A 21,184-nucleotide genomic window follows, 5' to 3' on the forward strand; every position below is an offset into this window, starting at 1 on the left:
TGCAACGCCTGCCACTGCTCATCAGTCAGCTCATGCCTGCGCACCACGGCACAAGATCAAAGCACGTCAGACGAACCAGCTTTGAGGACGGGCCCTAGCTGTAGTGACTAATCAGGTTGTTGACGGCGTGTCGGGTTGAACATGGGAGGACCTCCGGGCGGAGTGGATGTGTCTGACGCATCCCATCGGCACACGGAGGTCCTCGCGTGCACAGTAACGCCCGCACCACGATCCATGCCCGCAGGCTGATCGTGACCCGCCGCGCGGCCGGGTGGTCACCGGCGTGCATCGCCGAGCAGCTCGGCATCTCCCGCGCCACCGTGCACAAGTGGCTGGCCCGCTACCGGCGTGAGGGCGAGGCGGGTCTGGCCGATCGCAGCTCGCGTCCGCACCGCATCCTCGCCGTGCGCCGGGAAGTGCGGCGGGGCCCGGTGCACCTGTCCGGCCTGCCGATCCGCCGCCACAGCGGCATCCGCTACGAACGCCCCCGGCCCGGCGACCTGCTGCACGTCAACGTCAAGAAACTCGGGCGCGTGCCCGACGGCGGCGGCTGGCGGGTCCACGGCCGCAGCGAAGCGGTGCGGGGCCGGGGAATCGGCTACGACTACCTGCACGTCGCGGTCGACGACCACACCCGCATCGCCTACGTCGAAGCCCTGCCCGACGAGAAAGACCGCACCTGCGCGGGCTTCCTGCACCGGGCGGTCGCCTGGTTCCGCGACCACGGCGTCACAGTGCTGCGGGTGCTCACCGACAACGCCAAGGTCTACCGCGTCGGCAGCACCTGGCGCGCGGTCTGCGTCGCGCTGGGCATCCGCCGCCGCTTCACCAGACCCCGCTGCCCCTGGACCAACGGCAAAGCCGAACGCTTCAACCGCACCCTGCAAACCGAATTCGCCTACGCCCAGCCCTGGACCGGCAACCAGCAACGCCTCGCCGCCCTGCCCGGCTGGGTCCACGACTACAACACCCAACGCCCCCACACCGCCCTCGGCGGCCAGCCACCCATCACCCGACTGACACCCTAGACGTCAACAACGCCACGAATCAGTACACCTAGGGCCTGTTTGAAGTTCGGATCTAGGTGGACCGGTGACCTGCTGGTAGAACACGGATGTGGCGCGTTTTGATCTGACCGATGCCGAGTGGGCGCTGATCGAGCCGCATGTGCCGGTCGCGGCCACGGGCCGTTGCCGCGGCGGGTGCGGGACCAGTTCAACGGGATCCTGTGGCGGTTTCGCACCGGGTCGGGCTGGCGTGACGTCCCGCAACGGTACGGGCCCTGGTCCACCGTCTACTCGCGGTTCAACGCCTGGTCCAAGGCCGGAGTGTTCCAGGCGCTGATGGACGCGCTGATCGCCGAGGCCGCCTCCCGCGGACAAGTCGGGCTGGAACTGGTCAGCGTGGATTCCACGATCGTGCGGGCTCACCACGAGTCAGCCGGCCTGGCCGTCGCCGGGGAGACCCTCGATGCACTGGAACAGGCGCTGACCGAGGAAAAAGGGGCTCCGTTGCCTGCCCGGCAGCGGGTCCTGCGGGTGATCAATCGCAGGCCGGTGCGGATCAGGAAAGCACGGGTGCGTCTGCCGATCAGGACCGCGTCGCGCTCCGGCGGCGCCGCAGCGCTCGGGCGAGAGCGGCTGGGCTTGGCCGGTCCCGAGGCGGGCTGAGCAGCAAGATCCATGCCGCTGCCGACGCACGCGGGCTGCCACTGGCGTTCGTGCTCACACCCGGCCAGGCCGCGGACTGCCCGCAGTTCCAGGCCGTGCTCAACCAGATCCGAGTCCCCGGACCGGCCGGTCGGCCCCGGACTCGTCCGGGCGCGGTGGCTGCGGACAAGGCCTACTCCTCCAAGGCCAACCGCGCCTGTCTGCGGCGACGACGGATCACCGCGGTGATCCCGGAGAAGACCGACCAGCAGGCCAACCGGAAGAACAAAGGCTCCGCCGGAGGCCGACCGGTCTCCTTCAATCCCACGCTCTACAAGCAACGCAACACCGTCGAACGCTGCTTCCAGAAGATCAAGACATGGCGTGGCCTGGCCACACGCTATGACAAGTCACCAGAAAACTACGGAGCCGGATTACGCCTACGCGCAGCGATCATGTGGCTGAGAACCCTGACCTCAACCACATGATCCAAACCTCACACAGCTCCTAGTGGACGGGTCAGGACTTGGCGGCGAGTGTGGGCGCGCCGAGACCGGCGATCACGGCCGGATCGTCGGTCAACCACACGGCGAGCGTGGTGGACGAACCGGGCGGGGCTAGCGCGGAAAAGGTCATGCCCCAACGCGCTTCCTGCGTCCGGACCACTGGGCATCGTCGGTCTCGGAGACTTCGGCGCGCGGGATGTAGAGCCGATGGTGGTAGATCTCGGTCTCGCTGATCTCGTCCGTCCAGTCGATACACAGCGCCCGGACGTCGCTCTTGGGAACCGTCGAGATCTCGGCGCGGTACTTCTTGCTACCGGTCGCTGTCTCAGCGAATACCAGGCCACCGAAGTAGGCGGACAGCACCGCCGCCTTCGTCTCTTGAAAGACGGCCTTCGTTGTCATCTCATGGGACTTGATGATGTAGCGGGCGCGAGTGATGCGCTGCCAGTGCGTCGTCCCTTCCTTCTCGACCTTGCGCGCGATCGTCACGCCGTCCTCGGTGGTCAGGCCGAGGCCGGTCCAGGCGGCGGGCAACGCCATGGTGGCGTCGGCAGGCTCCGGGGTTCCGGGCTGGGCAATGGAAAGTTCCCCTGTTCCCGCGACGCGGACCAGGCTCGTGTTTACGGCCAAAGGGAAGATCTCCAAACTGGACAGGGGAAGCGCGGTCAGCGCGTCAAGGTGCGTGCGGTCACGGTCAGCACGATGAACGCCAGCGGCGCGGAGGTGCGCGGGTCAATGCCCGAGATCGGCGCGGTGTCGGGCTCGGCGGCCATGAACGCACCCGAGGCACAGTGCGCGCAGAGCAGGCCCATCACGATCGACAGCAACAATTTCGCGGTGTGCTCGGTGCGGTGCCAACAGGTGATCCGGATTGCGGCGGCCTGAATCGCGGGCCACTGCCAGTCATGGTCATCGGCGGCGACCAGCAGCCACGGAAGCGACGGCGGACCACCGTCCTTACCGCGCCCGGTTTCCGTGGCGACCTGAACGCCGCGGACTTGCTCGCCGGCGTGTTCGGCGAGCAGGCGGCGCAACAGCCGCACGACGAGCTCCACGACGTCGACCGGCACGGGCAGGCGTGGACTGCTCACCGCCGCTTCCTCGTCCGTGTGTGCTTGCGGGCGCGACGTGGGGCGCTGAAGCCCTTGGCACGCAGGCTCAGCCGTGCGGCGGCGCGCTTGAGCAGGCCGTAGCGGGCTTCCATGCCGACGCCTGCGGCGTGCGGGATCGCGACGCTCACGGCCGCACGGTCGGTGTCGGCCTCGTCGCGCACCTCGACCGGGAGCAGGCTCCCGTCCTCGACGGTGTGCCCCTGCGCCTCAACTTCCAACGCGACTTCCTGCGCCACCTCGCGCAGCATGCGCGGGCCTGTTCGCTCTTGAGGACCGCCGCGAGACCGGCATGATCGGGATGGAAAACCGCCACAGCACTCACTCCTCTCAGCAGGACTGAGCCGATGGGGTGACAAGTGACGTAAGAGGCGGGCAACCTGTCAACATAGGCCGTTAGCGCGGCTAACGACTATTGTTGCCCACTCGGGGTGGTCTATATGGAAGTAATGCCTCTTCAACTTTCGGTGCTGCTGGCCGCCGCTGTGGTGGCGAGCATTCCGGTGTGGATCTTGGTGGTTGCTCTTCGGGGAGCGAAGCCCGAGGAGCGTCCTGCCATCATCCGCGCGTTGACGGGCTTCGTCCGCGCAAACCGGCGGGCGGGAATCCCTACCCGTCAGCGTGGGTCAGGGTCGCCTCGTAGTGCACTCGACCAGGCCGAGGCTCCCAGCATTCGGGGTCGCCCTCGGCCTGGTAGACGCGGCCGTCGTACTCGACGCGCTCGCGCGCGGCGATCGGTTCGACGGTGAACAACCACCATGCGCCGGTGACGGCCTGGCGCCGGGCTCGGCAGTGGTGACGCTGGTTCGGGGTTGCAGCATCCCGCGCACGGTGCGCCGTGGTGCTTCCGGTCCGTACTCCAGCCGTGGCACCGGGTTGTCGTACTCGTCGGGGATCTCATTCGGACTGACGACCGTCAGTGTGTGCGGCAGGTGCAGGCGGCGGCACCTCCCCTTGCGCTTCGGTGTACTCGACGAACCGCCACGGCATCGGCTCACCCGGCCTGCCGTCCGCGTAGACGACAGGGACGGTGTCGGGCAGGTCAGCGTGGTCACCCGCACTGTGCGGGGTGCGGGTCGAGCGCAGACCTGAACGGCGGGCGATGCGCCGCAGGATCTTGCGTTCCACCTCCGCCTTGTTCAGACGCTTGCGGGCCTCGATCAATTCGAGTGAACGTCGGTGCCGTCCGCCTTGAGCGTCAGCGAGAACGTGAGCGCGTTGATCTGCGCCCACCATCGTCTCAACAGCACGGGCGACGCTCTTGGCCTGCGGGGTGGCGATCTGCGACGTGAAGTCGCGGACGTTCAGCGTGAGCTGTTCGTCCGGCAGGTTGATTCCCTTGTAGAGGTAGGTGTTGAGCTTGATGTCAACGCCGACCTCCTTCACTTCGTCGATGACGATCGGCTGGTTGGCGGCGCGGTTGAAGACGCGGGCCCCGCCGACCACGGTGTCGGTGCGCACCGTGACCGTGTCGCCCTGCTTGCCGGAGAACGAGGCTTCCGCGCCGCGCCAGGTGGTCGCGGCCAGCACAGTCTGGTTCTCCAGCGCCGCGATGGACGCGGAGGCGATCTGCTTCGGGGTAAGGAACGTGTTCGAGATGGGCGTGTCTCCTTAGGACAGCAGCGCCGGTTACGGCGTGCGCGGCTTGCGGAACACCAGCCGCGCGACAGCTGCCGGGCCGTCTTCGGGGCTCTCGGCGGGCGGGGTCGCCGACGCGGGGCGCAGCGCCTCGACCGGTCGGCGTCCCGGAGCCAGCGGCGCGGCGGGCGGGGTGGCGGGTGCAGAGGCCGGCGCGGAGGCGGGCGCGGCGGAGTTGGCCGCCGCGAGCAGGTCGGCGAGCGTGGTCGCGTCGGCGGCCAGCTCGGTCTCGTCCGCGCCGCGCAGACGCTCGGCGAACGTGTCGTCCAGCCCGGCCACGCGGGTCACGCGCAGGCGGGTCAGCAGGTCTTCGGCGGAGGCGGCGCGCTGTTCCAGCTCGGGCACGCGGGCGGCGAGCGCCTGCGCGCGTCGGCGAGCTGGGCGAGCAGCGCCGCCCCGTCTGCGGTGGTCTCGCCGGTCGGCGCGGTCGGCGCGGCCGGCGGGGTGGGCGGTTCGGCGGCGGTCGAGGGCTGCTCGCTTGCGCTCGTGCTAGTCGCGGCGGGATCGGGTGCGGTCACCAAACGGACCTCCTCAGGTCACGTGAGTGTTGGTGGGGTCGCACGGCAGTGGTGGGCGCGCGAAAGAAGCCGCGGGCGTGAGCGCGCGGCGGTTCACAGACTGGCGAGCAGCACGCTGCGCGATGCACAAGGACCGGCGAAGGTCGAGCACGGCGATGCGCCCGCGCGGCCGATCGCCTGCGGACGCGCTGAGCGGTGGCTTTCGGGCGACGAACGGATGGTCACGCCCGAGGCGAGTGACACCGCTGCGGCGATGAACGGTCACTCAGTGGCCGGGGCGCGGCAGGAAGCATGGCACCGACCGCCACCAATCTGCTCCGAACTCCGCCCACATCTGTCCGGGGGACGAAGGCCGCGAACAGCATGGTTCAGCAGGTAGAGCTACGTGTCAGCAGGACGCAAACGGGCTGCGAAGAACTGAACTGGACCCATAACACCTAGGGGTTCTGACCTGCGGTAACAGCCGAGCTGACTCGGTAAGACTGATCGTCCGTGCCGAAACATCTGCCTGGCCGAAACTCGGTGCACGCTTACCGTCTCACTGCCACCGGTGGGCGCTGTGACGTCCCGCTCCGGGGTGGACTCCGGTTATGTGACGTCAAGAGCCCCGTTGGTCCGGCGCAATCAGCCCTGAACGCACGAACGGTCCCCTTTGTCAGAAGGGGACCGCTCGCGGACCTTCGCCGGGGACTACTCGCAGGTGTTGCGTGGACTCGACCTAGAACCCGGCCACGCAGCACCACCCAACGACGAAGGAGGCCTTACAACTTGAACGTAGGCCGCAGACCCAGTGACCCGCCAGACCGAAAGGGCGAGGAGCACGGTTCCATCGGTGAACGGCCGGAATCCGGTCCGCAGAATTGGGCGGGACTGATTTCGCAGGCCATCGCCAACTGGCCGACCACGTGGCGGCTCGTCGTGTTGATCGTGGTGATCTTCGTGACGGGGTTCGGCGCACTGTGGCTGGTGCCGATGGATCTCTCCTTCGGGTGGATCGAGATCAGCCAGCGGTAGCACGGACCATCGGCGGGCGGCACACGTTAGGTTTGCCGCCCGTCGGAGTTCCTGATGTTGACCTCGTGGGCGCGTCGGAAGGCGTTGCGGGCCTCGCGACCGGATAGGCCTTCGTTCGAGGTCTCCCACAGCGCGGCGAACTTCGCCGACGCGGCCGGTAGGGCGGTGTCGGCGTCGTACACGACCTCGACCACGCACCCGCATCCGTCGTAGGAGGGCTCGGGCTTGCCGTCGCGCAGGGTGCGTGAGCCGGACACGGGCGACTTGTAGACCGGTCCGCGCGACGCGAGAAGCGCGCAGCACGCGCACGCCTTCTCTACGGTGATCCGCTGGTAGCCCAGCGCGAGCCGATCGGCGAGGATCGCCGCGTCGATCGCGTCTCGGCCCCCTCCTGCAGCGTGTCGCATCGCCGCAGCAGCGACGGCCGGAGCAGCGCGGTCAGCCGCCTGCTGGGGATCGAGCCCAGCAGCACTCAAGCGCTTGACAGTGCTCGGACCGGTCACCGACAACGAGACCTCGGCGGCATCACGCCACCCCGCCTCGAGGTTTTTCATAGGGGGCAGATCGAATGCCGCGCCGGTCTCCGCGCGGCGGAACGCCCCGAGGTAGTCCAGCGCCAACCGCTCCGACTTCGACCGGTGACGGCCGATCAGGTCGAGCACCCGGCTTGCCCAACTCGGCATCGTCGGGTTGAGCCGGACGGGGTCGAGCAGCCGCCACAGGACGAGGACGTCGCGCACCAGGCGAACGCTGTCGCGGCCCTGCGCGCGGCGGTACTCGGCAGTGAGCCGGGTCCCTTCAGCGGTGACAGCCATCGCTCATCACTCCCGAGGCGCTGTGATCTTTATTGCACCCCTCGGCGGTATCCCGATCGGGCACGGGACGTCGAAATTGGGTCGATGAGTGCGGATGGGAGCCGTTAGCAGTTGGCGGTGGCCGTTCCTAGCTGCTGCGTTCATCCCCGTCAACGTCCTTCTCCGTTGGCGGGCGTCGCTTGTCCTTTCTCTTTTTGCTTGTCCGCCAACACATCGGTCATCGTTGGCTCAAGAACCCGAGGAGGTAGCTGTGTGGTCGGACGCGGGGCTGGTCGGCCTGGTGGTTGTCACGATTACGGCGGTGTGCCGCGTCGTTCAGTTCGCTATCGCGTTGCGGAGGTCCGAGCCTGGCGAGCGACCCGAGATCATCCGGGCGCTCAACGAGGGCGGCGCCTCGGGTGCGGTCGCGCGGAGAGCACCGAGGCGCGGCACAACACGCGGCCAGAACACCGGTCGGACCGATGCGGGCTAGTCCTGGAACGCGGTGCGGCCGAGCACATCAGCCAGCAGGCCGTGTCCGTCGACCGGTGCGGGCATCATGGCCCAGCGCTGTACGTCGGTGTCGGTCACGCCGGGCAGGCGTTCCCACGTCGCGCGCGGCGGGACGCCGAGCATGGTCACGGCCTTGCCCCACGCGTCGACTCGAACCCGAACCCCGTGGTGGTGGTCATGCCTGCTCCCCGATCTTCAGCATGTCCTCGGAGACCTTCCACAGCTGCGCGGCGGCCTCCGGGTCATGTGCGTGCGCGGCGAGTCCGCTCGTGCCGCCGGTGACGGCGGGCAACGCCTCGGCGCAGTCCTCGAAGTAGAGGCCGGAACGGCCCTCCACCAACGGCGACACGGCCAGCACCAGCGTGGTGGCCGCGCCCTGCTCCGGCGTCTTGAACGGCATCGGCTTGCCGCCGCCGCGCAACCTGCGCCGCTCGTCCAGCTCCTCGGGCGTGATGTGCCGCTGCAGGTTCGTCAGGATCCCGCCGGGCATCAACGCGTTCATCGTGACGCCCTCGCCGCCCCAGCGCTTGCCCGCCTCGATCCCGAACAGGATGTTCGCGGTCTTGGACTGCCCGTAGGCCTCCCAGCGGTCGTACGCGCGGCGCTCGTAGTGGATGTCGTCGAACACCACCGAGCTGCCCAGGTGCGCGGCCGAGCTGACGTTCACGACCCTGGCGCCCTCCGCCCGCAGCGCGCCGAACAGGCCCAGCGTCAGCGTGAAGTGCCCGAAGTGGTTCGTGGCGAACTGGAGCTCCCAGCCCTCCGGCGTGCGGGTGAGCGGCGTGGCCATGACACCGGCGTTGTTGATCAGCAGGTGCAGCGGGCCGTCCCAGTCCCGCGCGAAGGCCTTGACGGACTCCTGGTCCGCGAGGTCGAGCGGCGCCACGTGGATGTGCTCGTTGCCGGTCGCCTCCGCGAGCGACGCGGCGACGCGCCCGCCCACCTCGACGTTGCGCGCGGCGATGGTGACCTCGGCGCCGGCGGCCGCCAGTGCCCGCACGGTCTCGACGCCGATGCCGGACGCCCCACCGGTGACCACGGCGCGACGGCCGGAGAGGTCGACGCCCTGCACGACCTCGAGGGCGGTGGTCTCGAAGCCGAACGGCGTGGTGATGCGCTCAGTCATCCTGGTTCCCCAACCTGTGTCTTCCCCAGAAGGGTGCTGTAGCTTGAAACGGAGGTCCCTCCGGTTCGAGTTCCACACTAAACGGAGGACCCTCCGTTTCGCAAGCGGGATGACCCAGGGGAGTTGAAGTGCGTGCTGATGCCGCTCGCAACCGGGCGTTGCTGCTCGAGGTGGCGCTCGACGCGTTCACCCACGAGAAGGACGTGACGCTCGGCGCCATCGCCAAGAAGGCCGGCGTCGGGATCGGCACGCTGTACCGGCACTTCCCCACCCGCGAGGCGTTGATCGAGGCCGTCTACCGCGCGGAGCTGGAGAAGCTCTGCGACCTGAGCCCGCTCGCGGACCTGCCGGCCGAACAGGCGCTGCGGGCGTGGATGGACAGCTTCATCGCCTACATCGCCACGAAACGCGACCTCAAGGACGCGCTGCAGGCCGTGATCGCCAGTGGCGTGAACCCGTTCGAGCACAGCCGCGCGAAGCTGGTCGGCGCGCTGACCGAGCTGCTCGAACCGCTGGGCGCCACCAGTGAGCCGGCGGACGTGGTGGCGATGCTCGTGGCGGTCGCCCAGAACGACGACCCCGGTCAGGCCGGCCGGATGCTCGACCTCGTCATGGACGGGATTCGCTTCGGCGCCGCTCGAACCGCTCGACCAGCGCCGGCACCTCGCTGAGCAGGAACTCGTAGAAGTCCCGCATGTACTCCAGCCGTTCCCGGGCCGGGCCGGGCGGAACGGCCTCCACCCCGCTCGCGACGGCCGCGAGGATGTCGTCGATCGGCGCGTGCTGGCGGCCGTAGAGCGTGGTCCACGCCCGGTCGCGCATCCGGTAGTGCTCGCGGCGGCTGCCCTGCACCGGCACCCGTTCGATCAACCCCATCTGCATGACCAGCTTGATCGCGCCGGACACCGACCCGGCACTCGCGCCGAGCTCCTCGCTCAGGTCCCCCGCCGTCAGCGACGGCTCCTCGGTGAACAGGAACGCCGCGAGCACACGGGCCGCCATCCGCTGCATCCCCGCGCCGACCAGCGTCAGCGCGAGGTGCTCGGCCGTCTGCCTGCGGTGTGTCTCGCCCGTCACAGTGCCCCAGTCTTCAGAAATTTCTGAACGTTCGCTAGCCTCGATCTTAGGGGGAAGGGGCAGTGATGGCCACAGCACTCGTCGTCGGGGCCGGGGTCTCCGGGCTCGCGACCGCACTCCGATTATCCCGCAGCACCTGGAACGTCGTGGTCCTCGACCACGGCGGGCGCTCCGAGCCGATGCCGGTGCGCGGGCCGGACCGGCACGCCGCCCGCAGGCTCGCGGCACTGCCGTACCCCCTGCACTACGAAACGCGGCACACGGCCGTCGTGGGGTTGTGCCCCGACCGGTTCGGGGTCACCGTCACGTTCCCCGACCACGACGAGTGGTTCGACATCGTGGTGTGCGCGCAGCCGTGCTGCCAGGCCGAACGGCTGCCGGGACTGCGCCTCGACGCCTGGTCGCGTGACCACGTCGCGCTGCTCTACCGGGCGGTGCACGACACGCGGCTGCCGCTGAGCTCGGCCGAGCTGCTGGCCGACGGGCTCGACCTGTACCGGGACGACCGGGAAGCGTTCTCCTGGTGGGAGAACACCTTAAGACCGCATATCACCACCGTTAGGCGGTCCTTTACTCCCGCCGGGTAACTCTGCGGGACATGACCACGTTACGGAGACGCACCTTCATCGTGGGAAGTCTCGCCGGAGCGAGCGCGGGAGTGTTCGTGCCCCGGCTGGCCAACGCGATCGGCTACCCCTTCACCCTGGGCGTCGCGTCCGGCGAACCGGCGGCCGACGGGTTCGTGATCTGGACCCGCCTCGCGCCCAACCCCCTCAACGCCGACGGCCTCGGCGGCATGCCGAGCACCGGCACGACCGTCGAGTGGCAGGTCGCCACCGACGAACGCTTCACGGGCATCGCCCGCACCGGCACGGTCACCACCGCGCAGGCGAGTGCGCACTCCGTCCACGTCACGCTCACCGGCCTGGAGCCGGGACGTGAGTACTGGTACCGGTTCCGCGCCGATGGCCACATCTCCCCCGCCGGCCGCGCCCTCACCGCACCGGCCGTCGGCACCTCCCCCGAGCTGTCCATGCTCTTCGCGTCCTGCTCGCACTACGAGGAGGGCTACTTCACCGCCTACCGCAGGATGGCCGAGGAGCACCCGGACCTGATCCTGCACCTCGGCGACTACATCTACGAGGGCGCGGCCACGACCACGAAGGTCCGCGCGTTCGCTCCCTCCGCCGAGATCAGCACGCTGGCCGGCTACCGGGTGCGGCACGCGCAGTACAAGACCGACCCCGATCTGCAGGCGGCGCACGCGACGGCGCCGTGGCTGGTGGTGTGGGACGACCACGAGGTCGAGAACAACTACGCCAACCTGGTCCGCAACGACAGCTCGCCCGCCGGTGACTTCAAGGCGCGCCGGGCGGCGGCGTACAAGGCCTACTACGAGCACATGCCACTGCGGTCGGCGCAGGCGCCCAGCGCGGAGAACATGGTGCTGCACCGCAGGGTTCGCTGGGGCAGCCTGGCGACGTTCCACATGCTCGACACCCGCCAGTACCGCGACGACCAGGCGTGCGGCGACGGCACGAAGGTCTGTCCCGACGCCGACGCGCCGACGCGCACGCTGACTGGCACGGCGCAGGAGTCGTGGCTGGTCGACGGCCTGCGCCAGAAGCTCGGCACGTGGGACTTCCTGGGCCAGCAGGTGTTCTTCGCGCAACGGCTGGCCGCCGCGGACGGGTCGAAGAGCATGGACGCGTGGGACGGCTACACCGCCAACCGCACGCGCATCCAGAACGCCTGGGACACCAACGGCAACAAGGGCACCGTCGTGCTCACCGGCGACGTGCACCGCAGCTGGGCCGCGAACCTCATGCAGTCCTACCAGTCGCAGAACCGGATCATCGGCACCGAGCTCGTCACCACGTCGGTCACGTCCGGCGGTGACGGCAACGCCGCCGACAACAGCCTCAACCCGACGCTGAACCCGCACGTGAAGTTCTTCAAGAACCTGCGCGGCTACGTGAAGACCCGCACCACGAGCACCGAGATGCGGGTCGACTTCCGCGCCGTCGACAAGGTCACCGTCCGCGACTACCCGGTGAAGACCGTGCAGAGCTACGTGGTCGAGGCGAACAACCCCGGATTGCAGGCGCCGTGAAGACACTGCTGATCGCCACCCTCCTGCTCGCGCCCGCGCCCATGACGTGGTCCACGGTCAACAGCGACTCGACCGGTGACCAGGACAACGCCGCCGTCTCCGCCAGCCGCAACGGCTACACCGCCGTCGTGTGGGAGGACGACCGCGACACCGCCACCCCCGAGGACCCGGTCCACACCGACATCTGGATCCGGCTCTACAGGGAGGGCGCGTCCGTCTACGAGAAGAAGCTCAGCACCGGCGGCACGGGCAACTGGCGGCACTGGCAGCCCGACGTCGCACTGCACGACGACGGCAGCGCTGTCGTCGTGTGGTCGGAGGACCCGGACGGCAACGGGTACTACAACATCGCCGTCCGCCAGGTCAGCGCGAGCGGCACCGTGAGCGGTTCCGGCACGGCCAACGCCGGCTCGGACGGCCAGCAGTACTTCCCGAGCGTGGCGGCGGACCCGGACACCGCGCACTTCGCCGTCACGTGGGAGGACAAGCAGGGCACGAACCCGCCGACCGTCCGGATCAGCGGGTTCGCGTCCCTGTCGAGCAAGACCTACGAGGCGCAGGTCAACGCCGCCGGTGGCACCCACGCCAAGCCGCAGGTGGCCATGGGTGCCGCCGCCAACGCGGTCGTGGTGTGGGAGGCCGACGCGAACGTGGCCCGCAAGATCCTCACCCCGTCCGGCGGGGTGAAGCAGGCGCAGACCACGACGGGAACGGGGAAACGTCCCGCCGTGGCGGCCAACTTCAACGGCGACTTCGCGGTCGCGTGGGAGAGCGCAGGCGTGAAGACGCAGTCGTTCACGGCGGCCGGCGCGGCCACCGGGACGACCGCGCAGACCACCGGCACCGACCCGCAGGTCGGCGTCGACGACCAGCGCGGCGTCGCGGTGACCACGGCCGAGGCGCAGGACGTGTACACGCAGGTCTACAACCCCGACGGCACCACCACGGGCCGGCCGGCACGGCAGCTCTCGGTCTCCACCGCCACCGGCCGGCAGGACGAGCCGGCCGTGGCCGTGGACCCGTGGGGCCGCGTCAGCGTCGTCTACACCGACGACAACGACGGCAACGGGTTCGACCAGGTCTACCTCGGCACGGGCCTGAGCACCCAGGCCTGGTGACCTAGCGCAGGTCCAGGGGCCGGCGTCGCTGGTGGACGTCCACCAGCGACGCCGGCTTCCAGAAGCCGTTCACGTCGTAGGTGTCGACACCGGGCGGCACGATCTCGTCGATCCGGTCCAGCACGTCGTCGGTCAGCACCAGGTCGGCGCCCTCCAGCAACGACTCCAGCTGCTCCATCGTGCGCGGCCCGGTGATCGCCGAGGTCACCGCCGGGTGCGTCGTCACGAACGCGATCGCGAGCGCGGGCAGCGACACCCCCATCTCGTCGGCGAGCTTCGCGAACTGCTCCACGGCGTCGAACTTCGCGGCGTTGCCCGGCAACGACTCGTCGAACCGGTCCGGGGTCAGCGTCGCCCGGAACGCCTCGGCCGCCGCGCCCCGCCGGTGCCTGCCCGACAGGAACCCGCTGGCCAGCGGCGACCACACCAGCACCCCCATCCCGAGCCGGCGGGCCGTCGGCAGCACCGACCGTTCGATCCCGCGCGCCAGCAGCGAGTACGGCGGCTGCTCGGTCCGGAACCGCAGGAAGCCGCGGTTCAGGGCCACGTGGTGGGCCTCCACGATCTCCTCCGCCGGGAACGTCGAGCACCCGAACGCGCGGATCTTGCCGTCCCGCACCAGGTCCGTGAGCACCGAGAGCGTTTCCTCGACGTCGGTCGCGTAGTCCGGCCGGTGCACCTGGTAGAGGTCGATCCAGTCGGTGCCGAGCCGCCGCAGGCTGTCCTCCACGGCCCGCAGGACGTAGCGCCGCGAGTTGCCGCTGCGGTTGCGGCCGTCGGTCAGCGGGAAGTGCACCTTCGTCGCGAGCACCACGTCGTCGCGCCGGCCCTGCAGCGCCTTGCCGACGATCTCCTCGGACTCCCCCGCCGAGTACATGTCCGCGGTGTCGACGAAGTTGATCCCCGCGTCCAGCGCCCGGTGGATGATCCGCACGCCCTCCTCGTGGTCCGCGTTGGCCACGTTGCCGAACATCATGGCGCCGAGGCAGTGGTGGCTGACCTCGATGCCCGTTCCCCCAAGTACGCGATAACGCATCGTCATGGCCGAGAAGGTACGAACTAGAGCCGCCTCTAGGTCAAGAACCTATGCTCGGACCCATGGGGATGAGCATCGGCGAGGTCGCCGAACACACCGGGCTGAGCGTGCACGCCCTGCGTTTCTACGAGAAGGAGGGCATCCTCGCCCACGAGGTCCACAGAGGACCTGGTGGCCGCCGGGTGTACACGCAGCAGGACGTGGACTGGCTGCGGATGTGCATCATGCTGCGGATGTCCGGAATGCCCGTGCCCGAGATCCGCCGCTACACCGATCTGGTCCGCCAGGGCGACGGCAACGAGCCGCAGCGCCTCGACATCCTCAAGGAGCACCAGGACCGCGTCCGGCGGCAGATGGACCAGCTGCAGGAATGCCTCGACCTGATCACCTACAAGGTGGGCAAGTACGAGGACTACGTCAATTCGATCGCTTCGAGGGCGATCGGCCAATAATGTCGTTGACATGCCTGTGGTGCTCTCGCTGAACGTCGCCTCGAAGACCGTTCCGGTCGACTACGCCCGCGCCGGCACCACCGGCATCGACAAGCGCCCGGTCGACGGTCCGCTGCGGATCAGCGCACCCGGCCCCAAGGGCTCGGCGGGCAGCGGCGTGGCGGGCGACGAGATCGCCGACTGGAGCGTCCACGGCGGCACCTACCAGGCGGTCTACGGCTACGCCCGCGAGGACCTCGACTGGTGGCAGACCGAGCTCGGCGTCGACCTGGGCAACGGCCGGTTCGGCGAGAACCTGACCACCCAGGGCATCGACCACACCGGCGCCCGCGTCGGCGAGCACTGGCGCATCGGCACCGCGACCCTGGAGGTCACCGGCGCACGCGTGCCGTGCCGCACGTTCGCGAGCTTCCTCGGCCTGAGCGGCTGGGTGAAGCGGTTCACGCAGGCCGGGCGGCCCGGCGCCTACTTCCGCGTGCTCGAACCCGGCCTCGTCGCACCCGGCGACGAGATCACCGTGCTGCACCGGCCCGACCACGACGTGACCGTCGGCCTGTTCCTGCGCGCCATCACCACCGACGCCGACCTGCTGCCCCGCCTGCTCGAAGCGGGCGACGCGGTCCCGCCGGAGGTGGTCGAGCTGGTGCACCGGCGCACGGTGATCGACCTCGCGCCGGAGATCGCCGCGAGCCGCGTGCCCGGCGACGGCTAACCGCCGTTCAGCGGCGAGACGTTGAAGCTGTAGTACTCCCTGGCCGACTCCGAGCGGTTGCCCGGCTCCGGCGGGAAGATGGCGTCGATGAACAGCCCGCCGCCGCAGTCGGGCTCGGAGAACAGGTTCAGCACCGAGTTCCGCGTCCGGTTGGCCAGGAAGTCGGCCTTCTCCCCGAGCAGGCCGTGGACGTTGTAGCACTTGCCCGGCTTCAGCCCATCGATGGTGACCGGCACCGGCACGGTCGGCGCCGACCAGATGGCGTGGTCGCGCGGCGGGCAGTCGGCGGCGGCGACCCCGGACGTGGCCAGCACGAGCGTGACGGACGCACCGAGCGCCCAGAACCCCTTGAGACCCAGCGGAAGAGACATCAGCGAACCCCCATGATTCCGGCTGAGCCCCGGATGCTGCCAGAACGGCCGCCGCCCCGTGGGCCGAACGGGCGGGTTCGAGGTCGTGACCGGCTAGCTGACCGGGAAGTTGCGCACCCAGCGCTTCTGCCACGGCGTCTCCACGGCCCGGCGGTGGTAGTGCGCGCGGGTCCACGCCACCGCCTCGTCCGCCGGCACACCGGCGAGCACCGCCAGGCACGAGATCACGGTTCCGGTGCGGCCGACACCACCGCTGCACGCCACCTCGACCCGTTCACCGGCAAGCGCTCGCCCGTGCAGTGCGCGGATGAGCTCGACCGCCTTGGCCGAGTCGCGGGGCAGGCGGAAGTCGGGCCACTCGACCCAGTCGTGCTCCCACGGCAGGTCGACCGGGCGTGCCTGCAGGTACAGGCCGTACCCAGGCTGCGGTTCCACGAGCCGGCCGTCGCGCAGGCCGCGGCCGGTCACCTCGGCTCCGTCGGGCAGCTGGACCGTCTTCACGAAAGGACTCCCCCCATCCGGGTACGTGCGGCGACCAGTATGGCGGCCGCCTCGCGCGCCGCGGTCCGTGTTCGCGCAGCGCGATCCGGAGTTTTGATACAACAGTCGGTTCAAACGAAAGGCGGTACCGGCGCTGAACCGTTCGCCGTTGGCGCTACTCTGCCAGGTCTATGGGACGGGTTCGGCACGCGCGCTGGGCGGGGTGTTGAGGCGGGCGGGAAGCTCGCTCACCGAGGGGAACCGGTATGCGAAGATCGAGACTGGATTTGCCTGGCTGCGCCTGATCGGGGCGGCGCTCGTCGTCATCGAGCACAGCTTCCCCCTGATCGACCCCAGCCGGATCGGCATGTTCCCGAAGAGCTGGAACCTCTCGCCGGGCTACTTCGCGCTGATGGCGTTCTTCGCCATGAGCGGCTTCCAGATCGCCGACAGCTGGCACCGCGACGCGTCCTGGTGGCGCTACCTGCTCAAGCGCGCCCTGCGGATCTGGCCGCCGCTGCTCGTGGTCGTGATGACCACCGCGTTCGTGATCGGGCCGCTCGTCACGGTGCTGAGCCAGTCCGAGTACTGGGGCAGCCGCCAGACGTGGGGCTACGTCGTCAACAACGCGGGGCTGTACACGTTGCAGCACCAGCTGCCCGGCGTGTTCGCCCAGAACCCGTTCCACTGGTCGGCCAACGGGTCCATCTGGACCCTGCCGATGGAGACCACCGGCTACCTGATCGTGCTGGCCGCCGGGCTCACCGGTGTGCTCGGCAGGGCCCGTCTCGCGCTGTTCCCGGTGCTGGCCGCGTTCCTGGTGCTCGACGGGTTCGGTCAGGCGCGGGTCGGGGAGAACGGCAACTTCACCGGGTTCCTGAGCCTCCCGCTCGCGCCACTGGTCGCGTACATGGTCCCGTTCGTGCTCGGCATGATCTTCTTCGTCTACCGGGACCGCCTGCGGTTCCAGCCGCTGGTCGCCTACGGCCTGTGCGCCGCGTACCTGATCACGAACTTCACCCCGCCGCTGGAACCGGCCGCGCGCTTCGTCCTGCCCCTCGCGGCGGGCTACGGCGCGGTCACGTGGGCACACCACTGGCCACGCCGCCTCGCCGGCTACGACGAGTGGGTCTACGGCAGCTACGGCATGTACATCTGGGGCATGCCGTTGCAGCAGCTGGTGGTGCTGGCCGGGGTGCGGAACCCGTTGGTGCTGATGGCGATCGCGGTGCCCGCGTCCTACCTGTTCGGCCTGCTGTCGTGGTGGCTGGTCGAGAAGCCGACCCAGCAGCTGCGCCGCTACCTGAGACCACCGGCCCGCACGAGACCGCCGGCGCCGGACCGGCCGACCGAGCAGCTGCCCCGCCACCCGTCCGCCGACGGGTCGCCCCAGTTGCTGCCCCCGCAGGCCTCCGCCGACGGGCCGACGCAGCTGCTGCCCCGCCAGGCGGCCGCGGCCTGGTCACCTCCGCGCCTGCCCCGCCAGGCGTCGCCGGAACAGTGGCACGACCAGCGCCGGGACCCCTTGCGCCACAACGCCGTTCCCGGCGCTGTCGCGCGGCCCGCTCAGCGCCCGCCGGTCGGCAACGGCCAGCACCAGCACCATGAACCAGGCCGTGCAGATCAGCAGCGTCCACGCGACCAGTTCGTGCCCGGTGCGCAGCGCGGCGAGCACCCCGCACGCCGGCCACCGGTCGTAGAACCCCGCCCCGGTCGCCCACAGCCGGATCGCCGGCCCGTCCCCGGCGGGCCGCTCGAACACCGACCGGCGCAGTCGGTGGGACAGGAACGCCACCCGCACCAGGTGGATCAGCGCCACCGGCAGAGCGGCGACCTGCGCGACGACGCTCAGGGAGCCTGGGACACGCCGTCGAGCAGCACCGCCATCCGCCCGTCCAGCACCTAGTACGCCACGGCAGAGCTGGTCGCCCTGTCCTCGCTCAACCCCGTGTACGGCCACGGACTGACGCTCGCGGCACTGAACTGCACCGATCTGCGCATCCTGCCAGCCGGGCATGACCTGGCCCGCAACCCGTTGCTCTTCCAGCAAGCCGTCGCGAGGGTCCCGTGGACGACCGCCGACCTCGCCTGGGACACCCGGAAGCGGTCGCTCAGCACCAGACCGTCGCGGTGGCGCGCCCGCCGTCTGATCGCCGCGATCCCGGGCAACCCGCGGACCACCGCGCGGTGGACCGCGTCGCTCAGCTCGTCGACCACCCGGCGGCGCTGGTGCGGCCGCGTGTCCTGTGGAGGGTCCTCACCGGCTCGCGCCCTCGGGCCACAGCACCTTGACCGGCACGCCGCGCGAGCGCGCGTAGGCCACGACGTCCGCCGTGCCGCCCAACCCGCGCCCCGGCAGCCCGTCCCACACGGCCAGCAACGCGGCGGACTCCCCCAGCTCGTCCACCATCCGCTTGCCCGCCTCCATGTAGGCGTCCGGATCCGGTGTGACGTGCGGCAGCTGCACCACCCGTTCCGCGCGTGCCAGCAACCGGTCGTAGACCGGCCGGAACTCCGCGGGCAACGACGCCCGGTACTCGACCGCCGGCAGCACCGCCACCAGCTCGCCGCCCGCGTCCAGCACGGCCTGCGCGAACACCGCGTCGGCGCCGTCGGCCAGGCACGACACGCCCACCACGTCGTCGTCCGTGGTCACGGCGGCCCGGATCAGCCGGTCCACCTCCGCCTCCAGCTCGGCGGAGAGGCCACGGTGCCCGGTGATGGCGAGCTGCGTCGTCATCCGTGCAGCATAGGTGTCCGAGCAGGACAGCGGGCCTTTCCGCGCAAGTCGGCGCCGGGCGGCAGGCAGTCAGCCGCGGTCCTTGTTCTGCTCGGCGATCGCCAGGTAGTGCACGTTCGTCATGACGCCGAGCACGTTGCCGAACGGGTCGACCACCGACGCCGTCTCATATCCCTCGCCCCACACCCGCGGTTCGTCGTGCACCTTCGCGCCGAACTCGGCCAGCCGCCGCAGCGTTGCCGCCAGGTCGTCCACCGCCCAGTACAGGACCGCCCCGGACGGGCCGTCCGACGGCGTCACCTCGAACCTGCGGTGCTTCAGGCCCAGCTCGGCCTGGTAGTCGCCGATGCGGAACTCGGCGTACGCGGGCACACCGTCCGGCGTGCTGCGCTCGAAGTACGCCTCGACACCCAGGAAGGCGGCGTACCAGTCACGTGCCTCCGCGACGTCGTCGGCGAAGTAGGTCACGGTCGTCATGCCTCGCAACATCTCGTTCCTCCACAGCCCGTTGGTGTCTCTGCTCCCAGCTTCGGCCGTAAAGTGCTCATCTAGTGAGCACTTTTAGCGGGAAGCTGACGACATGCGCGCAGACCGACTCGTCGCCACGTTGCTGCTGATGCAAGCCCGCGGCAGGGTGACCGCCGCCGAGCTGGCGGACGAACTGGAGGTCTCCACCGCCACCGCACGGCGCGACCTGGAGGCGTTGTCGGCGGCGGGGGTGCCCGTGTACCCGCAGCCGGGGCGCGGCGGCGGGTGGTCGCTGGTCGGTGGCGCGCGCACGGACCTGAGCGGTCTGACCGCGGCGGAGGCGCAGGCGTTGTTCCTGGTGGCGGGACCGGCGGCGGCCGTCGCACCGGAGGTGAAGTCGGCGTTGCGCAAGCTGGTTCGCGCGCTGCCGGGCACGTTTCGCGCCGACGCGCAGGCCGCGGCGCAGGCGGTCGTGGTCGACACCGCCGCCTGGGGCGCCGACAGCAGGGACCGGCCCGCGCTGGTGACGCTGCTGCAGGAGGCCGTGGTGCGGCAGCAGCGGGTGCAGCTGACCTACGCGAAGCGCGGGGCGGCGGCGACCGAGCGCGTGGTCGACCCGTGGGGGCTCGTCGACAAGGACGGCATCTGGTACCTCGTGGCCGGCACGCCCGACGGCCGGCGCACGTTCCGGCTCGACCGGATCGAGGGCGCGAGCCTGAGCAACGTCAAAGCGAGCCGGCCCGACGACTTCGAGCTCGCCGAGGCGTGGGAGTCGATCGTCACGGTCGTGGAGCGCAAGCGCGCCGAGACCAAGGCGGTCCTGGTGCTGCCGACGAGGTTCCTGGACATCTTCCAGCACCAGCACGGCCGCCACTGCACGGTCGTGGAAACGGCCGGTGACCAGGCACGAGTCGAGCTGACGGCGCCGCGCCCGCTCGACATCGCCCGCAACGTCGCCGGGTGGGGCGGCCTGGTCACCGTCGAGTCGCCCGCCTCCGTCAAGGAGCACCTGGCCGCCATCGGGGCCGAGCTGGTCAGCCGATACCCGCGTGCTGCTCCAGCCGGGCCAGCCGAGTCATGATCATCTCCAGGACCTTCGCGGCGTCCGGCGTGGCCTGCTGCTGCTTCTTGAGGTGGACGATGCCCGCAAGCGCCGTCTGCACCGCACGCCGGGCCGACTTGATGTCGGCGCCGCGGTCGCGCAGCACCTGACCGCCCACGCCGTCCGGCTCGGCGATCAGGCCGAGCAGCAGGTGTTCACAACCCACGTAGTTGTGGCCCAGCGCGATCGCCTCGACGACGGCGAGCTCCACCGCGTTGACCGCGTCGGGCTCCAGGCCGGCCGGTGCGGTGGTCTTGTCCTCCAGGGTGAACGTGCGGTGCAGCGTGCCCGGCTCCACGTCGATCGCGCGCAGCACGTCCAGCGCCAGGTTGCCGCCCTCGCGCAACAGCCCCTCCAGCACGTGCTCGCTCGTGATGCCCGTCTGCCTGGCCGCGGCCTCGACGGCGAGGCGCAACGCGTCCTTGGCGCGTTGTGTGAAGTGCTCGACCCGCTCCGAGCCTTCGACGAGGTCCTTCGGCTCCATCGCCCGAATGGCCGCGATGCGTTTGACGGAACCTTCGAGTGCGCGCTGGCAGATGGCGGAAACCGGGATGTTGAGGTCCTTCACGGCCTCTGCCAGGTCGTCCGGCAGGTACACGTTGATTTTCGGCATAACCCCATACATACCCCCACATGGGGTTACAGTCA

At 69.9% G+C, this 21,184-nt stretch carries 26 protein-coding genes and 1 pseudogene; 11 read left to right on the forward strand and 16 right to left on the reverse strand.

Translation table 11 applies throughout. The features are described 5' to 3' along the window. The first annotated feature begins 206 nt into the window (after positions 1–206). Positions 207–1,028 (forward strand): IS481 family transposase, encoded by an 822-nt coding sequence (locus tag ADL03_RS27020; RefSeq protein WP_053736367.1) that lies wholly within the window; start codon positions 207–209, stop codon positions 1,026–1,028. Between the two features lie 88 nt (positions 1,029–1,116). After that, positions 1,117–2,137: pseudogene (locus tag ADL03_RS45820) on the forward strand (IS5 family transposase). A 144-nt stretch (positions 2,138–2,281) separates the two neighbouring features. On the opposite strand, the gene ADL03_RS27030 reads toward ADL03_RS45820, so the two are convergent. The 6 genes from ADL03_RS27030 to ADL03_RS48780 form a co-directional block, all read right to left on the reverse strand. Then, positions 2,282–2,800, reverse strand: a complete 519-nt coding sequence (locus ADL03_RS27030; RefSeq protein WP_053736368.1) for a hypothetical protein — start codon at positions 2,798–2,800, stop codon at positions 2,282–2,284. A 20-nt stretch (positions 2,801–2,820) separates the two neighbouring features. Then, positions 2,821–3,246 (reverse strand): hypothetical protein, encoded by a 426-nt coding sequence (locus ADL03_RS27035; protein ID WP_053736369.1) that lies wholly within the window; start codon positions 3,244–3,246, stop codon positions 2,821–2,823. Then, positions 3,243–3,503 carry a hypothetical protein gene (locus ADL03_RS27040; RefSeq protein ID WP_157529315.1) on the reverse strand — a complete coding sequence of 87 codons (261 nt, stop codon included), beginning with the start codon at positions 3,501–3,503 and terminating at the stop codon, positions 3,243–3,245. Before ADL03_RS27040 ends, ADL03_RS27035 begins: the two co-directional genes overlap by 4 nt. 658 nt (positions 3,504–4,161) lie before the next feature. Then, a complete protein-coding gene (locus tag ADL03_RS27045) occupies positions 4,162–4,794 on the reverse strand; it encodes a hypothetical protein (RefSeq protein WP_053736371.1) in 633 nt (210 codons plus the stop codon). A gap of 99 nt (positions 4,795–4,893) precedes the next feature. Continuing rightward, positions 4,894–5,247, reverse strand: coding sequence for a hypothetical protein (locus tag ADL03_RS27050; RefSeq protein ID WP_053736372.1), 354 nt, complete (start codon positions 5,245–5,247; stop codon positions 4,894–4,896). Then, positions 5,202–5,420 (reverse strand): hypothetical protein, encoded by a 219-nt coding sequence (locus tag ADL03_RS48780; protein ID WP_197288687.1) that lies wholly within the window; start codon positions 5,418–5,420, stop codon positions 5,202–5,204. Before ADL03_RS48780 ends, ADL03_RS27050 begins: the two co-directional genes overlap by 46 nt. A gap of 768 nt (positions 5,421–6,188) precedes the next feature. Between ADL03_RS48780 and ADL03_RS47445 the strand changes: the two genes are divergently transcribed. After that, entirely contained in the window at positions 6,189–6,434 is a 246-nt protein-coding gene (locus ADL03_RS47445) for a hypothetical protein (protein ID WP_157529319.1), read from the forward strand. Between the two features lie 26 nt (positions 6,435–6,460). Here ADL03_RS47445 and ADL03_RS27055 read toward each other — a convergent pair whose 3' ends face one another. The 3 genes from ADL03_RS27055 to ADL03_RS27065 all read right to left on the reverse strand — a co-directional run bounded on the left by ADL03_RS27055 (position 6,461) and on the right by ADL03_RS27065 (position 8,867). Then, complete coding sequence (locus ADL03_RS27055) at positions 6,461–7,249, reverse strand: hypothetical protein (RefSeq protein WP_053736373.1); 789 nt, start codon at positions 7,247–7,249, stop codon at positions 6,461–6,463. Positions 7,250–7,717: 468 nt separating this feature from the next. Continuing rightward, positions 7,718–7,870, reverse strand: a complete 153-nt coding sequence (locus tag ADL03_RS47450) for a hypothetical protein (protein WP_157529321.1) — start codon at positions 7,868–7,870, stop codon at positions 7,718–7,720. 46 nt (positions 7,871–7,916) lie between these two features. Further along, positions 7,917–8,867 carry an SDR family NAD(P)-dependent oxidoreductase gene (locus ADL03_RS27065; RefSeq protein WP_053736375.1) on the reverse strand — a complete coding sequence of 317 codons (951 nt, stop codon included), beginning with the start codon at positions 8,865–8,867 and terminating at the stop codon, positions 7,917–7,919. Positions 8,868–8,995: 128 nt separating this feature from the next. Here ADL03_RS27065 and ADL03_RS27070 point away from each other — a divergent pair, with 128 nt between their 5' ends. Then, a complete protein-coding gene (locus tag ADL03_RS27070; RefSeq protein WP_053736376.1) occupies positions 8,996–9,538 on the forward strand; it encodes a TetR/AcrR family transcriptional regulator in 543 nt (180 codons plus the stop codon). Here the strand turns inward: ADL03_RS27070 and ADL03_RS27075 are convergent. Continuing rightward, entirely contained in the window at positions 9,477–9,944 is a 468-nt protein-coding gene (locus tag ADL03_RS27075; protein WP_053736377.1) for a GbsR/MarR family transcriptional regulator, read from the reverse strand. The genes ADL03_RS27070 and ADL03_RS27075 overlap by 62 nt on opposite strands. Before the next feature lie 65 nt (positions 9,945–10,009). Between ADL03_RS27075 and ADL03_RS27080 the strand changes: the two genes are divergently transcribed. Genes ADL03_RS27080 through ADL03_RS27090 form a run of 3 tightly spaced genes read left to right on the forward strand, consistent with a single transcriptional unit; the run spans position 10,010 to position 13,175 of the window. Beyond that, entirely contained in the window at positions 10,010–10,531 is a 522-nt protein-coding gene (locus ADL03_RS27080; protein WP_157529323.1) for an NAD(P)-binding protein, read from the forward strand. An 11-nt stretch (positions 10,532–10,542) separates the two neighbouring features. After that, positions 10,543–12,057 carry an alkaline phosphatase gene (locus ADL03_RS27085; RefSeq protein WP_053736379.1) on the forward strand — a complete coding sequence of 505 codons (1,515 nt, stop codon included), beginning with the start codon at positions 10,543–10,545 and terminating at the stop codon, positions 12,055–12,057. Continuing rightward, entirely contained in the window at positions 12,054–13,175 is a 1,122-nt protein-coding gene (locus ADL03_RS27090) for a hypothetical protein (RefSeq protein WP_197288688.1), read from the forward strand. Before ADL03_RS27085 ends, ADL03_RS27090 begins: the two co-directional genes overlap by 4 nt. A 1-nt stretch (position 13,176) precedes the next feature. Here the strand turns inward: ADL03_RS27090 and ADL03_RS27095 are convergent, their stop codons facing one another. Further along, on the reverse strand, positions 13,177–14,211 hold the full coding sequence (locus ADL03_RS27095) for an aldo/keto reductase (RefSeq protein ID WP_053736452.1): 1,035 nt from the start codon (positions 14,209–14,211) through the stop codon (positions 13,177–13,179). A gap of 62 nt (positions 14,212–14,273) precedes the next feature. On the opposite strand from ADL03_RS27095, the gene ADL03_RS27100 reads away from it, so the two are divergent. Together ADL03_RS27100 and ADL03_RS27105 are read left to right on the forward strand one after the other, a co-directional pair. Then, positions 14,274–14,663 carry a MerR family transcriptional regulator gene (locus ADL03_RS27100; protein WP_231642290.1) on the forward strand — a complete coding sequence of 130 codons (390 nt, stop codon included), beginning with the start codon at positions 14,274–14,276 and terminating at the stop codon, positions 14,661–14,663. A gap of 10 nt (positions 14,664–14,673) precedes the next feature. After that, positions 14,674–15,375, forward strand: a complete 702-nt coding sequence (locus ADL03_RS27105; RefSeq protein ID WP_053736381.1) for an MOSC domain-containing protein — start codon at positions 14,674–14,676, stop codon at positions 15,373–15,375. Here the strand turns inward: ADL03_RS27105 and ADL03_RS27110 are convergent. Both ADL03_RS27110 and ADL03_RS27115 read right to left on the reverse strand, forming a co-directional pair. After that, the gene (locus tag ADL03_RS27110) at positions 15,372–15,746 is read right to left on the reverse strand and encodes a hypothetical protein (protein ID WP_053736382.1); all 375 of its coding nucleotides are present in this window, start codon (positions 15,744–15,746) and stop codon (positions 15,372–15,374) included. The genes ADL03_RS27105 and ADL03_RS27110 overlap by 4 nt on opposite strands. A 93-nt stretch (positions 15,747–15,839) precedes the next feature. Continuing rightward, complete coding sequence (locus tag ADL03_RS27115; protein ID WP_053736383.1) at positions 15,840–16,247, reverse strand: protein-tyrosine phosphatase family protein; 408 nt, start codon at positions 16,245–16,247, stop codon at positions 15,840–15,842. A gap of 205 nt (positions 16,248–16,452) precedes the next feature. On the opposite strand from ADL03_RS27115, the gene ADL03_RS27120 reads away from it, so the two are divergent. Further along, the gene (locus tag ADL03_RS27120; protein ID WP_197288689.1) at positions 16,453–18,132 is read left to right on the forward strand and encodes an acyltransferase; all 1,680 of its coding nucleotides are present in this window, start codon (positions 16,453–16,455) and stop codon (positions 18,130–18,132) included. Between the two features lie 351 nt (positions 18,133–18,483). On the opposite strand, the gene ADL03_RS27130 is transcribed toward ADL03_RS27120, so the two are convergent. Continuing rightward, complete coding sequence (locus ADL03_RS27130) at positions 18,484–18,966, reverse strand: hypothetical protein (protein ID WP_053736385.1); 483 nt, start codon at positions 18,964–18,966, stop codon at positions 18,484–18,486. 69 nt (positions 18,967–19,035) lie between these two features. Next, positions 19,036–19,455, reverse strand: coding sequence for a VOC family protein (locus ADL03_RS27135; RefSeq protein ID WP_053736386.1), 420 nt, complete (start codon positions 19,453–19,455; stop codon positions 19,036–19,038). A 91-nt stretch (positions 19,456–19,546) separates the two neighbouring features. Here ADL03_RS27135 and ADL03_RS27140 point away from each other — a divergent pair, with 91 nt between their 5' ends. Next, positions 19,547–20,515 carry a YafY family protein gene (locus ADL03_RS27140; protein ID WP_053736387.1) on the forward strand — a complete coding sequence of 323 codons (969 nt, stop codon included), beginning with the start codon at positions 19,547–19,549 and terminating at the stop codon, positions 20,513–20,515. Here ADL03_RS27140 and ADL03_RS27145 read toward each other — a convergent pair. Further along, on the reverse strand, positions 20,469–21,149 hold the full coding sequence (locus tag ADL03_RS27145) for a Clp protease N-terminal domain-containing protein (protein ID WP_053736388.1): 681 nt from the start codon (positions 21,147–21,149) through the stop codon (positions 20,469–20,471). The two genes, ADL03_RS27140 and ADL03_RS27145, sit on opposite strands and share 47 nt — an antisense overlap. Between the last annotated feature and the right edge of the window lie 35 nt (positions 21,150–21,184).

The organism is Nocardia sp. NRRL S-836 (assembly GCF_001279525.1).
In the GTDB taxonomy this organism is placed as follows: Bacteria; Actinomycetota; Actinomycetes; order Mycobacteriales; family Pseudonocardiaceae; genus Lentzea.

Bases quoted from the DNA above. Each gene is read 5' to 3' on its own strand.
- ADL03_RS27055 (WP_053736373.1), bottom strand. From the start codon at position 7,249: ATGGCTGTCACCGCTGAAGGGACCCGGCTCACTGCCGAGTACCGCCGC.
- ADL03_RS27065 (WP_053736375.1), bottom strand. From the start codon at position 8,867: ATGACTGAGCGCATCACCACGCCGTTCGGCTTCGAGACCACCGCCCTC.
- ADL03_RS27080 (WP_157529323.1), top strand. From the start codon at position 10,010: ATGGCCACAGCACTCGTCGTCGGGGCCGGGGTCTCCGGGCTCGCGACC.
- ADL03_RS27085 (WP_053736379.1), top strand. From the start codon at position 10,543: ATGACCACGTTACGGAGACGCACCTTCATCGTGGGAAGTCTCGCCGGA.
- ADL03_RS27095 (WP_053736452.1), bottom strand. From the start codon at position 14,211: ATGCGTTATCGCGTACTTGGGGGAACGGGCATCGAGGTCAGCCACCAC.
- ADL03_RS27100 (WP_231642290.1), top strand. From the start codon at position 14,274: ATGGGGATGAGCATCGGCGAGGTCGCCGAACACACCGGGCTGAGCGTG.
- ADL03_RS27105 (WP_053736381.1), top strand. From the start codon at position 14,674: ATGCCTGTGGTGCTCTCGCTGAACGTCGCCTCGAAGACCGTTCCGGTC.
- ADL03_RS27110 (WP_053736382.1), bottom strand. From the start codon at position 15,746: ATGTCTCTTCCGCTGGGTCTCAAGGGGTTCTGGGCGCTCGGTGCGTCC.
- ADL03_RS27130 (WP_053736385.1), bottom strand. From the start codon at position 18,966: ATGACGACGCAGCTCGCCATCACCGGGCACCGTGGCCTCTCCGCCGAG.
- ADL03_RS27135 (WP_053736386.1), bottom strand. From the start codon at position 19,455: ATGTTGCGAGGCATGACGACCGTGACCTACTTCGCCGACGACGTCGCG.
- ADL03_RS27140 (WP_053736387.1), top strand. From the start codon at position 19,547: ATGCGCGCAGACCGACTCGTCGCCACGTTGCTGCTGATGCAAGCCCGC.
- ADL03_RS27145 (WP_053736388.1), bottom strand. From the start codon at position 21,149: ATGCCGAAAATCAACGTGTACCTGCCGGACGACCTGGCAGAGGCCGTG.